Source organism: Enterococcus sp. AAFC-DPL-5146 (genome assembly GCF_058216635.1).
The window spans coordinates 167,958-181,011 of the sequence record NZ_CM177103.1; the positions used below are offsets into that span (position 1 = coordinate 167,958).

A 13,054-nucleotide genomic window follows, 5' to 3' on the forward strand; every position below is an offset into this window, starting at 1 on the left:
AGATGAAGTTTCATTTATAGGCAGTGAATCTAAAGGAGGATTTTTTAGGTGAATGTAACAGAAATCAGTGCAAGTCAGTTCCAAGAGATGGTACAGGCTGGTGCGAGTCGTCTGCATGTGAATGCAGAATATGTCAACTCATTGAATGTTTTCCCTGTGCCAGATGGCGATACAGGAACAAATATGAACTTATCTATGACCAGCGGAGCAAAAGCTGTCGCGGATTCTCGTTCTGAAAAAGTCGGAGAATTAACAACGATTCTTTCAAAAGGATTATTGATGGGCGCTAGAGGGAACTCTGGTGTTATCTTATCGCAATTATTCCGTGGTTTTTCTAAGCAAATTCCAGATGTTGATACGTTAAATGCCAAAGATTTAGCAGCTGCATTTACTCATGGTGTGGAGACTGCGTATAAAGCAGTTATGAAACCCGTTGAAGGGACAATTCTGACTGTTTCCCGTGAAGCTGCTCGTTCTGGTGAACGTAAAGCGAAAGAAACAGATGATTGTATCGAAGTAATGGAAGCGGTCGTTAAAGGTGCTAAACGTGCTTTGGCAAAAACACCAGATCTTTTACCTGTGTTAAAAGAAGTCGGTGTTGTTGATAGTGGCGGCCAAGGTTTGTTATTTATCTATGAAGGATTCTTAGAAGCTTTATCAGGTGAATTTTTAGCGACAGAAATCTATGAGCCAAGTCCTGGTGAAATGGACGAGATGGTTAATGCTGAACATCATCGTGGTGTCAGTGGACACGTAGCAACTGAAGATATTAAATTCGGTTATTGTACAGAAATCATGGTTCAAATCGGAGAAGGTCCAACTGTAGACAGCGACTTCGATTATGAAACATTTAGAAACTACTTAAATGAATTAGGCGATTCATTACTTGTTGTAAATGACGATGAAATCATCAAAGTTCACGTTCATACGGAACATCCTGGTGAAGTCATGAATTATGGACAAAAATTCGGTTCATTAGTAAAAATAAAAGTAGACAACATGCGTTTACAGCATGAAACATTGGTAGAACATGATGCCCAAGCGGCAGTTGCTCAAAAAGCGCGTGTACCATACGCTGTGATTGCAATCGCAGCAGGTGAGGGTGTACAAGAATTGTTCCGTAGTCTTGGAGCAAGCTACATCATCAGTGGTGGTCAAACGATGAACCCGAGTACAGAAGATATATTGAAAGCTGTTAAAGAAGTTAACGCTGACCAAGTGATTATTTTACCTAATAATAAAAATATCTTTATGGCAGCTGATCAAGCAGCTGAAGTTGCTGATATTCCAGTAGCAGTCGTACCAACAAAAACGATCTCTCAAGGGATGACAGCAATGCTTGCTTTCAATGATCATCAAACACTTGAAGAAAATAAAGCAACGATGACAGAAATGATCGAAAGTGTTGTCAGTGGACAAGTAACAACAGCTGTACGTGACACAACGATTGATAATGTTGAAATCAAAAAAGACGACTATCTAGGAATGATCGACGGAAAAATCGTTGTTTCTGAACCAGATATGTTTAAAGCATCATTGGATACACTAAAACGCATGATCGATGAAGATACAGAAATCGTTACGATTATTGTAGGTGAAGGTGGAACAATGAAAGAAGCTGAAAAATTTGTCGAAGCATTAACTGCTGAATATGAAGATTTGGAAACAGAACTTCATGAAGGTGGACAACCTGTTTATCCGTACCTATTTTCAGCTGAATAAATTGAGATTACCGAAAAGGCCAGACACTCGTTGTTTGGCTTTTTCTATAGAAAATAAACCAATAGGCAGTAGAATACGTATCTATTAATGAGAGGAGGAAAAGTGGTGGATTTAGCAGACGATATTGGTATTCTAACAGGTGTTGGCCCAAAACGTGCCGAAAATCTGAAAGAGTTAGGTATCCAAACAATCGAAGATTTGTTATCTTATTATCCTTTTCGCTACGATGATATTCAGGAAAAAGAATTAAATGAAATTCAGGATCAAGAAAAAGTAACTTTAAAGGGACTTGTGGTTTCTGAGCCTGTTGTTAGTCGTTATGGCTATAAAAAAAGTCGAATGATGTTTCGGATGATGCAAGATCATGCTGTAATCAATGTTTCCTTCTTTAACCAACCGTATTTGAAAGATAAAATTATTATGTCAGAAGAGATTGCAGTTTATGGGAAATGGGATGCAAAACGAAAGTCTCTTAACGGCATGAAAATTCTGGCGGCTAAAAATGACGGAGAAGATTTTGCGCCTATTTATCATGTGAATAAAAAAGTTCGACAAAGTAGTCTGATTCAATTGATTCGTACAGGATTTGAAAAGTATGGAGAGTTAATTCAAGAAATTTTACCAGAAGAATTATTGGGAAAATATCGTTTGATGCCAAGAAAAGAAGCAATGTTTGCGATGCATTTTCCAAGCAATCCAGAAGAAAGTCACCAAGCAAAACGTCGTGTGGTGTTTGAAGAATTCTTTTTATTCCAATTGAAAATGCAAGGCTTGAAGAGACAAGAAAAAGCAGAGAAAAACGGATTGAGCATTCACTATGATGTGGATCGGCTAAAATCATTTACACAAAAATTACCTTTTGAGTTGACTGCTGCTCAAAAAAAAGTAACCAATGAAATCTGTCGAGATTTAATGAGTTCCAATCATATGCAGCGTTTATTACAAGGGGATGTAGGAAGCGGAAAAACAGTAGTCGCAGCGATTGCGCTATATGCAACGATGACGGCTGGCTTTCAAGGGGCTCTAATGGTGCCGACAGAGATTTTAGCACAACAGCATATGGAAAGTTTACAGCAACTGTATGATCCCTTAGAAGTTCGTACAGCGCTGCTGACTGGCTCAACCAAGACAAAAGAACGCCGAGAAATTTTGGCACAACTAGCCTCAGGAGAAATCGATATTATTATTGGAACCCATGCCTTAATCCAAGAAGATGTTATTTTTCATAAACTAGGTTTAGTTATCACCGATGAACAACATCGCTTTGGTGTAAATCAACGTCGTATTTTAAGAGAAAAAGGCTTGAAACCAGATGTGTTGTTTATGACGGCAACGCCGATTCCTAGAACATTAGCAATTACTGCTTTTGGAGAAATGGATGTGTCAATTATTGATGAAATGCCAGCTGGCCGTATCCCGATAGAAACCCGATGGATTCGTCCGCCTCAGTTAGATACAGTGTTAGAATGGATGCAAAAAGAGTTGGCTCGTGGGCATCAAGCATACGTTATTTGTCCATTGATTGAAGAATCAGAAGCCTTAGACGTTAAAAATGCCACTGAGATTTTTGAGCATATGTCTGCATTTTTCAACCCTACTTACCAAGTTGGTTTGCTTCATGGGAAAATGAAAAATCAGGAAAAAGAAGAGATCATGCAGGAATTTAAAGAAAATAACTTGCAGCTTTTAGTATCTACTACAGTAATCGAAGTCGGAGTCAATGTTCCAAATGCGACAGTCATGCTAATCATGGACGCAGATCGTTTTGGATTAGCGCAATTACATCAGCTTCGCGGCCGAGTTGGTCGGGGATCAGAGGCGTCATATTGTATTTTAGTTGCCAACCCTAAAAATGAGATGGGTGTGGAGCGAATGAAAATCATGACGGAAACAAATAATGGCTTTGTATTAAGTGAAAAGGATTTGGAACTACGAGGACCTGGCGAAGTGTTTGGTGCTAGACAATCGGGTGTTCCTCAATTTGCGGTTGGTGATATTGTGACAGACTTTAATATTCTCGAAGTTGCTCGCCAAGAAGCAAGCGAGATTTGGAAAAAAACACAATGGTGGGTGTTGCCGGAATACCGTGGAGTGGCTGAAAAAATTAAACCAAATGATGATGAGCAACAGTTTTTTGATTGAGAGAAGTTTCTATTTTCAGATAGAGTTAAACGTCTCATTCTGCTTTTCGTGTGATCCAGCTCCACGAGACAGCTCTTTGGAAAAAAGATGAATCCAATTAGTGACAAAGAGCGTCACGAATAGGATTCCCTATTTTTCAGACAGAGCTAAACGTCTCGTTCCGCTTTTCGTATGATCCAGCTCTACGAACCAGACCTCTCAACAAATAGATAAAATTCTGAAAAGATAAAAAGCATCTTTCCAAAATTTTCCTAATTTGTTCGAGGTCTAAGCGGTTCGTTCCGCTTTTCGATGTGTTATACTACTTATTGTAATTTATCTAGGAGGGACTATTTTATGAAGATTGCAGTTGATGCAATGGGTGGCGATCATGCGCCTCAGGCTATTGTTGAGGGCGTGATGCTGGCTAAACAGGATTTTCCAGAGCTTGAGTTTTTACTTTATGGAAAAGAAGCTGAAATAAAAAAATATGTAACAGATGAAACGAATATTACTATTATCCATACGGATGAAAAAATCAATAGTGACGATGAACCGGTTAAAGCAATTCGACGGAAAAAAACGGCTTCGATGGTTTTGGCTGCGCAAGCAGTAAAAAATGGTGAAGCGGATGCTATTTTTTCAGCAGGTAACACAGGTGCTTTACTAGCGGCTGGATTGTTTATCGTTGGGCGAATCAAAAATGTTGAACGACCAGGTTTGATGTCGACATTACCTGTGATTGGTCAGCCTGATGGTGGGTTTGATATGTTGGATTTAGGTGCGAATGCAGACAACAAACCAGAGCATCTTGTCCAATATGCAGTATTAGGTTCTTTTTATGCGGAGAAGGTAAGAAACATCAATAAGCCTCGAGTAGGTCTTTTAAATAACGGTACCGAAGCAACTAAAGGAAGCGAACTGACTAAAAAAGCTTTTGAGTTACTATCAGAAGAAGAAACAATCAATTTCATCGGTAATGTGGAAGCACGGGATTTACTTAGCGGAGCTGCTGATGTTGTTGTGACGGATGGTTTTACAGGAAATGCTGTGTTGAAATCTATTGAAGGAACAGCACTGAGTATGATGGGTCTCTTGAAGTCTTCTATTCTTGCAGAAGGGCTTAAAGGGAAAATGGGGGCATTGCTTTTAAAAAATGCCTTACGCGGAATGAAAAGTGAAATGGATTATTCTAAACATGGCGGAGCCGTTTTGTTTGGCTTAAAAGCACCAGTCGTTAAAACACATGGATCAACAGGACCAGAAGCGGTTCGTTATACGATTCGTCAAATTCATACAATGTTGAAAACAGAGGTTGTACCCCAACTTGTGAACTATTATGAAGAGCAAGAATAGGCTTTTCGCAACTTGATTGCAATCATTTTGTAATGCATTTGCAAAAAAAGATGGACAAATCGATCATTTGTGAGTACAATGTATCATAGCGTTTAACTCTGTAGTGAGGAACGCTGTTCAAAAGCAGTGGAGGTGAATACAGTTGACTCGTGAAGAAGTACTTGAAAAAGTAGCGAAGATTATCTCAAACCACTTTGATATTGAAGCTGAGAATGTGACAGATCAATTAAACATTAAAGATGACTTGAATGCAGATTCGATTAGTGTAATGGAATTTGTTTTAGAGCTGGAAGATGAGTTTGGTACAGAAATTTCTGATGAAGATGCAGAACAAATTGAAACAGTTGGTGCCGCTGTAGATTATATTATGAACCATTTATAATTTAAAAAAAAGTGAAGCAAAACAAAGCCTGTTTTGCTTCACTTTTTTGCGTATTTTGATAAATTTGCATTACCAAAATGTTGCAATTTTTACAAATATTATATACAATTGCTTAAAAATGATTACAATGAGAATATAAAGAGAAATGTTTAAAAAAACAAGGTTTTTTAAATGAGTTTTTCTGTCGTAATTATGATAGTGAACTGAGCATGGAGGAGTGTATTAAAGTGAGTGATGGAAATCAATTATTAGACGTTCAACATCTACACACAGGCTTTCGTATTAAAGATGAGTACTACGATGCAGTTGATGATGTATCATTTGAGCTAGGAAAAAATGAAATTTTAGCCATCGTTGGTGAATCTGGTTGTGGGAAAAGTACTTTAGCTACAACGATTATCGGACTGCACGATGAAAATAATACACGTGTAACTGGAGAAATTCTATACAAGGACTTGAATTTAACGACTTTTAATGAACAGCTATATAATAAAATCCGTGGTAATGATATTGGCATGATTTTTCAAGATCCGTTATCAGCACTAAATCCATTGATGCGAATTGAAGATCAAATCAAAGAAAGTTTAACATATCATACAGATATGAATGCCGAGCAAAAACAAGCTCGTGTAATCGAGTTATTAACGCAAGTAGGGATTCCTAACCCAGAACGAGTAGGAAAACAATATCCTCATGAATTATCAGGTGGGATGCGACAACGTGTAATCATCGCGATTGCTATTGCATGTAAACCAGCAATCATTATTGCAGATGAACCGACAACTGCATTAGACGTGACGATTCAAGCACAAATTTTAGATTTGCTTAAAGATTTACAAGAAGAGACTGGTTCAGGAATTATTTTGATTACGCATGATTTAGGTGTTGTAGCTGAAATGGCAGATAAGGTAGCCGTGATGTATGCTGGGCAGTTTGTAGAAGTTGCATCTGCTGAAGAATTGTTTAACAATCCAAAGCACCCATATACACGTTCTTTACTGCAGTCAATTCCACAAGAAAATTCAGATGATAGTCAACTTCATGTAATTGAAGGCGTTGTTCCTTCACTAAGTAAATTACCAAGAGAAGGTTGTCGTTTTGCACCAAGAATTCCTTGGATTCCAGAAGATGCCCACGAAGAAACACCAGTGCTGCATGAGGTAACAGAAGGACATTTTGTCCGTTGTACATGTTATCAGCATTTCCATTTTAGAGATGAACAGGAGGAAGTATAATGACAGAAATTATTCAAATCAAAGACTTGAAAGTTCATTATCCTATCCGCAGTGGTTTCTTCAATCGAATTACTGATCATGTGTTGGCCGTGGACGGTGTTGATTTTATTATTGAAAAAGGAAAAACATACGGTTTAGTTGGTGAATCTGGTTCTGGAAAGTCTACCACAGGAAAAGCAATTATCGGACTGGAGAAAGTCACCAACGGCAGTATTTTATATGAAGGCAAAGATGTAACCAAGCACCACAATCGAAAAGCGTTGAAATACAACAAAGATGTCCAAATGATTTTTCAAGATTCTATGTCTAGCTTAAATCCCAAAAAACGGGTACTGGATATTATTGCTGAACCGATCCGTAACTTTGAGCGGTTGAGTGATCAAGAAGAAAAGAAAAAGGTCAAAGGACTTTTGGATATCGTTGGAATGCCAGAAGATGCGCTATATAAATATCCTCATGAGTTTTCAGGCGGACAACGTCAACGTCTAGGAGTCGCTCGAGCAGTGGCAACTAGTCCAAAGCTAATCATTGCTGATGAACCTGTTTCAGCATTAGACTTATCCGTTCAGGCGCAAGTATTGAACTTTATGAAAAATATTCAAGAAGAATATGGCTTGAGCTATTTATTCATTTCCCATGACTTAGGTGTGGTAAAACACATGTGTGATAATATTGCGATCATGTACAAAGGGCGTTTTGTAGAGATTGGCACACGTCAGGATATCTACACAGATCCAAAACATATCTATACTAAACGTTTACTGTCAGCGATCCCTAAAATTGATGTTGCCAATCGAGAAGAACATAAGGCTGAGCGACGTAAAGTAGAAAAAGAGTACATTGAGCGGCAAAAAGATTATTACGATCAAAATGGCCGTGTGTATGATCTGCGCAAAATTAGTGAAACACATCAAGTAGCGTTGAAAGATGGAGGTGCAAACTAATGTGGAAGACGATTTTACGACGTGTACTCTTTATGATTCCTCAAATTCTGATTTTAAGCGTACTCATTTTTGTATTAGCTAAAATGATGCCGGGTGATCCATTTACTGGCTTGATTAATCCGAATACAGATCCTGCAGTTATTGAAAAGATGCGAGAAACAGCTGGATTAAATGATCCGTGGACAACACAATATGTACGATGGATTGCTAATGTTTTTCATGGGGATTTTGGTGAGAGTTTTATTTTCAAATTACCAGTTTCAACATTGATCGGAAGTCGTGCAGTTAATACGATTCTGCTATCTTTAGTAACCGTTGTAATTATGTATGCGATTGCGTTGCCGTTGGGCGTTTTATCTGGACGTTATCAAAATTCTATCTTAGATAAATTTGTAGTGGTGTATAACTTCTTCAGCTTTGCAGTACCACCATTTATTTTTGCATTAGTGATGCTCTTTATTTTCGGATTTCGTTTAGATTGGTTCCCGACAACAGGTTCAGTCTCAAGTGGCGTTGAGCCAGGGACAGGAGCATATATCTGGGATCGGTTCTATCATTTGATTTTACCAGCCCTTTCTCAAGCCCTACTTGGAACAGCGATTACGATTCAATATTTACGAAATGAGGTTATTGATTCTCAGTCGTTGGATTATGTACGAACTGCTCGTTCAAAAGGAGTACCAACGAATAAAGTTTATACAAGACACATTTTCAGAAATGCTTCTTTACCAATCGTTTCTCAACTAAGTTACGAAATCACCGCTTTGATCAGCGGCTCAGTGGTTATTGAAAAAATCTTTGGTTATCCTGGTATCGGAAAATTATTTATCGATTCCATCGGACAACGGGATTACGCAGTAATCACGGCCTTAGTATTGATTTTAGGAGTTGCAACACTCATTGGGAATCTGGTGTCAGATATTGTAATGAGTATTGTAGATCCAAGAATTCGAGTGCAATAGAAAATCAATTTTAAGGAGAGGAAGAAACGAGATGGAAAAAAATAAAGAAAATGCAGTTGCCGTAACGGAAACAATCCCTCCAATGGGATTTCGAATGATCGCAAGAGAATTCAAAAAAGATAAATTAGCTATTTTTTCACTTGTCGTACTAGTGGCTATTCTACTGATTGTTTTTATCGGAGCTTTATTGACTGATCAAGACAAAGTAATGACGGTCAGTATTTTAGATAAATATGCCGAACCTGGCGGAAACTTTATTTTAGGAGCAGATGAAGGCGGCCGTGATGTGCTAGGTCAATTGATCATTGGGGCTCGTAATTCAGTTGTGATTGGTTTTGCTATTACGATTCTTACGTCGATTATCGGTGTGGGCATCGGGATTATTTCAGGTTATTATGGCGGAATGTTTGATAATGCAGTGATGCGTGTGGTTGACTTTATCATGATCTTGCCGATTATGATGATCATCATTGTGTTTGTAACAATCATTCCTAATTATAATGTTTGGTCTTTCGTTTGGATCATGAGTGCCTTTTATTGGGTTGCAAAGGCTCGATTATTCAGAAGTAAAACACTATCGGAAGCAAGAAGAGACTATGTGAGTGCATCAAAAACGCTAGGAACAAGTGATTTTAAAATCATGTTTCGAGAAATTATGCCTAATTTAAGTTCATTGATTATTACGAACTTAACAATCAACTTTGCGGCAAATATCGGGATCGAAACAACGCTAACGTTCTTAGGATTTGGTTTGCCGACGAATGTGCCGAGTCTTGGAACACTAATTGGATATGCCAGCAATGGTGATGTTTTAGCAAATAAAACATGGATCTGGGTACCTGCATCAGTACTGATTTTGGTAATGATGTTATGTATAAATTATATTGGCCAAGCGTTTAAGCGTTCAGCGGATGCAAGACAACGTTTAGGTTAAGACGAGGAGGAAGAAGTGTGAAAAGCAAGAAACTTTTGGGTTTAATTACATTAACAGCAGTGGTGGCTGTAACATTAGCTGCATGCGGAGGCAAGAAATCGGGTTCTGATAACAAGAATGTAGAAACAGAAGATATCAGTAAATTTACAATGGCAGTTAAAAATGATAAAGAAGCAATCAAAGGCGGGACTTTGGATGTAGCTGTTGCATCTGATACTCAGTTTAAAGGATTGTTTTCAGAAGTCTACTATCAAGATGCTTATGATAATTATTATATGAGACCATCTCATGAAGGACTATTTTCATACGATACTGATTTTGTCATTACAGATGATGGCGCAGCTAAATTAGATCTAGACGTTGATAATAAAAAAGCGACAATCACATTGAAAAAAGACATCAAGTGGTCAGATGGCCAACCAGTAACGGCAGATGATCTTATTTATCCTTATGAAGTTATTGGGAATAAAGAATATACAGGGATTCGTTACGATGATGACTTTATGAATGTTGTAGGTATGGATGAATACCACGATGGAAAAGCAGAAACTATTTCTGGTATTAAAAAAGTAGACGATCAAACAATCGAAGTAACATACAAAGAAATGAATCCAGGCATGTTGCAACTAAGTGGTGGAGTTTATACTAACGCAATGCCAAAACACGTTTTTAAAGATATTCCAATTAAAGACCAAGAAAAAAGTGATGCAGTCCGCAAAAATCCTGTAACATTTGGTCCTTACTACATGAGCAAGATTGTAACAGGCGAATCAGTAGAATATCTACCAAATGAACACTATTATCAAGGCAAACCTAAATTAGATAAAATCGTATTTACAAACGTACCAACAGCTTCAATCGTTGAAGCTGTGAAAGCGAAAAAATATGATATGGTCTATGCAATGCCAACAGATAACTACCCAACTTATAAAGATTCAGAAGGGTATCAAATGTTAGGTCGTGAAGAATTAGCCTATACGTATGTCGGTTTCAAACTAGGAACGTATGACAAAGAAAAAGGCGAAGTTGTCATGAACCCAGATGCAAAAATGGCGGATGTAAAATTACGTCAAGCGATGGGCTACGCAATGGATAACGATGCAATTGGTCAAAAATTCTATAACGGCTTACGTACTGGGGCAACAACATTGATTCCGCCAATCTTTAAAACATTACATGATGCTGATGTAAAAGGGTATCAATATGACCTAGACAAAGCGAAGAAAATTTTAGATGATGCTGGTTATAAAGATACAGATGGCGACGGTTTAAGAGAAAATCCTAAGGGCGAAAAGCTAACAATCAACTTTGCTTCAATGGCAGGTGGAGAAACAGCGCAACCATTAGCAGATTACTACTTACAACAATGGAAAGAGATCGGTTTGGATGTTAAATTAGCAACTGGCCGTTTGATTGATTTCCAAGCATTCTACGATAAAATTAAAAACGATGATCCAGAAGTCGATGTTTTCCAAGCGGCTTGGGGTGTAAACAGTGCACCATCTCCTGGAGGTTTATATAGCCGTAATGCAGCATTTAACTACTCTCGTTTTGCTTCTGAAGAAAACGATAAATTGTTGAAAGATATCGATTCAAAAGCATCTTTCGACGATACAAAACGTAAAGAAGCATACGATGCATGGCAAAAGTATATGTTTGAAGAAGCACCAGTTATTCCAACATTATACCGTAATGAAATTATGCCAATTAATGATCGTGTGAAATCATTTACTTGGAATTATGAAGACACTAGAGATTACTATGGTATTGAATTAACAGCTGAAAAACGTTAGGCTGACAAATTAAAGAGCAAGTAGTTATGAAGGAATAGTCATAACTACTTGTTTTTATTTAGCAATTAAGCACCATTCTATCCAGTAATGACAAAGTACCAGCTTTTTTTGTCACTTGTACACTAGACAAGGATTCTTAAGAATGATAATCTTTTCGTTAAGCGCTTTCAATTCTGCTTTTTAACAAATGAAAACAAGGAGAGAGATTAAATGGAGCAAACACTAGTTATCATCAAACCGGACGGCGTCAAACGTAAATTAGTCGGAGAGATTCTTCAACGATTCGAAAGAAAACAAATGAAACTTGCACAATTAAAAGTGGCTAAAATGTCTCGAAAGTTAGCAGAAGAACATTATGCCCATGTTAAACAATTCGATTTCTTTGAGGATATGGTGACCTATATGACATCATCAGAAGTTGTTTATCTAGTCTTGGAAGGAACTGAGGTTATCAAAACTGTACGGAAAATGATTGGTGCAACGAATTGCTTAGAAGCCGAACCAGGCACGATTCGAGGCGATTATGGTGCCAACAGTTACGAAAATGTTATCCATGCTTCAGATTCAGCAGAAGCTGCACTTACAGAAATCAAACGATTTTTCAACGAATAAAAATAAATCAAAAGCGGATTAAGGTTTTTTAGGACATCAAAGAGAGTGGGGTATTTCTTGATGTCGATTATCTTAAGCGCTTTTTTGTTTATCTATAAAAAAAGACAACTTTCTTTGTTTATGATAGAAAGTTTCATATTATAAGCAACGATAATGAGGAAATCATGCCAAAATGATGAATCCTAAGGCTAATTTAGCGTAATTCCCGCCCTAACCATTTAAAAATGTTCCAAAAAAAAGTATAATAGAGAAGGTTGTAAATAAATTTAAAGGAATGTAGCAAATGGACAATCAGTTAACTACCGAATTAAAAGAACGTTACGGCATTGTTTTCCATGATGTCAACCTATTAGAACAAGCTTTTACACATTCATCCTATGTGAATGAGCATCGCTATTTAAAACTATCTGACAATGAACGATTGGAATTTTTAGGAGATGCCGTGTTGGAATTATTGGTTTCTCAATATCTGTACAAACAATTTCCAGAGATGCCAGAAGGCAAACTAACTAAAATGCGTGCAGCCATCGTACGTGAAGATAGTTTATCTAAATTTGCGAAAGAATGTCATTTTGACCAATATATTCTTCTTGGAAAAGGGGAAGAAAATTCTGGTGGACGAGGACGTCCAGCATTGCTGTGTGATTTGTTTGAAGCATTTTTAGGTGCTTTATTCTTAGATCAAAAAGTAGATGCAGTCAAGAAATTTATTGGAGAAGTCATTTTTCCTAAAATCGATGCCGGTGCTTTTTCACATGAGATGGATCACAAAACACATTTACAAGAAGTCTTGCAGCGCCAAGGGGATGTGACTATTGAGTACCGTTTAGTTAATGAAGAAGGTCCTGCTCATGATCGGATATTTTTTGTTGAAGTCTATGTCAATGAAAAAATGATCGGAACAGGCCAAGGAAAATCAAAGAAATTAGCAGAACAGGATGCCGCTGAAAAGGCGCTGAAAGAAAATCCTGAGTAAGCTTGGAAGGAGCCGTT

11 protein-coding genes are annotated in these 13,054 nt (G+C 37.6%); all 11 read left to right on the forward strand.

From position 1 onward, the window contains the following. Nucleotides 1-48: 48 nt before the first annotated feature. The 11 genes from AC4BB2_RS00685 (at nt 49) to rnc (ending at nt 13,037) form a co-directional block, all read left to right on the forward strand. A complete protein-coding gene (locus AC4BB2_RS00685; RefSeq protein ID WP_490473552.1) occupies nt 49-1,722 on the forward strand; it encodes a DAK2 domain-containing protein in 1,674 nt (557 codons plus the stop codon). 87 nt (nt 1,723-1,809) lie between these two features. Continuing rightward, nucleotides 1,810-3,864, forward strand: a complete 2,055-nt coding sequence (gene recG, locus AC4BB2_RS00690; RefSeq protein ID WP_490473553.1) for an ATP-dependent DNA helicase RecG — start codon at nt 1,810-1,812, stop codon at nt 3,862-3,864. Between the two features lie 336 nt (nt 3,865-4,200). Then, nucleotides 4,201-5,199: a phosphate acyltransferase PlsX gene (gene plsX / locus AC4BB2_RS00695; protein ID WP_490473554.1), complete on the forward strand. Its 999-nt coding sequence runs from the start codon at nt 4,201-4,203 to the stop codon at nt 5,197-5,199. 142 nt (nt 5,200-5,341) lie between these two features. Beyond that, on the forward strand, nt 5,342-5,581 hold the full coding sequence (acpP, locus tag AC4BB2_RS00700; protein ID WP_490473555.1) for an acyl carrier protein: 240 nt from the start codon (nt 5,342-5,344) through the stop codon (nt 5,579-5,581). A 209-nt stretch (nt 5,582-5,790) separates the two neighbouring features. Further along, nucleotides 5,791-6,816 (forward strand): ABC transporter ATP-binding protein, encoded by a 1,026-nt coding sequence (locus AC4BB2_RS00705; protein WP_490473556.1) that lies wholly within the window; start codon nt 5,791-5,793, stop codon nt 6,814-6,816. After that, a complete protein-coding gene (locus AC4BB2_RS00710) occupies nt 6,816-7,760 on the forward strand; it encodes an ATP-binding cassette domain-containing protein (RefSeq protein ID WP_490473557.1) in 945 nt (314 codons plus the stop codon). The genes AC4BB2_RS00705 and AC4BB2_RS00710 overlap by 1 nt, the downstream gene beginning before the upstream one ends. After that, nucleotides 7,760-8,722, forward strand: coding sequence for an oligopeptide ABC transporter permease (opp4B, locus tag AC4BB2_RS00715; protein ID WP_490473558.1), 963 nt, complete (start codon nt 7,760-7,762; stop codon nt 8,720-8,722). The genes AC4BB2_RS00710 and opp4B overlap by 1 nt, the downstream gene beginning before the upstream one ends. A gap of 31 nt (nt 8,723-8,753) precedes the next feature. Next, entirely contained in the window at nt 8,754-9,656 is a 903-nt protein-coding gene (locus AC4BB2_RS00720) for an ABC transporter permease (protein WP_490473559.1), read from the forward strand. A 17-nt stretch (nt 9,657-9,673) separates the two neighbouring features. Then, nucleotides 9,674-11,449 carry an oligopeptide ABC transporter substrate-binding protein gene (locus AC4BB2_RS00725; protein WP_490473560.1) on the forward strand — a complete coding sequence of 592 codons (1,776 nt, stop codon included), beginning with the start codon at nt 9,674-9,676 and terminating at the stop codon, nt 11,447-11,449. A 210-nt stretch (nt 11,450-11,659) separates the two neighbouring features. Continuing rightward, the gene (gene ndk / locus AC4BB2_RS00730; protein ID WP_490473561.1) at nt 11,660-12,061 is read left to right on the forward strand and encodes a nucleoside-diphosphate kinase; all 402 of its coding nucleotides are present in this window, start codon (nt 11,660-11,662) and stop codon (nt 12,059-12,061) included. Nucleotides 12,062-12,344: 283 nt separating this feature from the next. Continuing rightward, nucleotides 12,345-13,037, forward strand: coding sequence for a ribonuclease III (rnc, locus tag AC4BB2_RS00735; RefSeq protein ID WP_490473562.1), 693 nt, complete (start codon nt 12,345-12,347; stop codon nt 13,035-13,037). Nucleotides 13,038-13,054 lie beyond the last annotated feature (17 nt).

What these genes read in the sequence shown, in the direction of transcription:
- plsX (WP_490473554.1), top strand. Translation starts at nt 4,201, where the DNA reads ATGAAGATTGCAGTTGATGCAATGGGTGGCGATCATGCGCCTCAGGCT.
- AC4BB2_RS00710 (WP_490473557.1), top strand. Translation starts at nt 6,816, where the DNA reads ATGACAGAAATTATTCAAATCAAAGACTTGAAAGTTCATTATCCTATC.
- AC4BB2_RS00720 (WP_490473559.1), top strand. Translation starts at nt 8,754, where the DNA reads ATGGAAAAAAATAAAGAAAATGCAGTTGCCGTAACGGAAACAATCCCT.
- opp4B (WP_490473558.1), top strand. Translation starts at nt 7,760, where the DNA reads ATGTGGAAGACGATTTTACGACGTGTACTCTTTATGATTCCTCAAATT.
- rnc (WP_490473562.1), top strand. Translation starts at nt 12,345, where the DNA reads ATGGACAATCAGTTAACTACCGAATTAAAAGAACGTTACGGCATTGTT.
- AC4BB2_RS00705 (WP_490473556.1), top strand. Translation starts at nt 5,791, where the DNA reads ATGGAGGAGTGTATTAAAGTGAGTGATGGAAATCAATTATTAGACGTT.
- ndk (WP_490473561.1), top strand. Translation starts at nt 11,660, where the DNA reads ATGGAGCAAACACTAGTTATCATCAAACCGGACGGCGTCAAACGTAAA.
- recG (WP_490473553.1), top strand. Translation starts at nt 1,810, where the DNA reads ATGAGAGGAGGAAAAGTGGTGGATTTAGCAGACGATATTGGTATTCTA.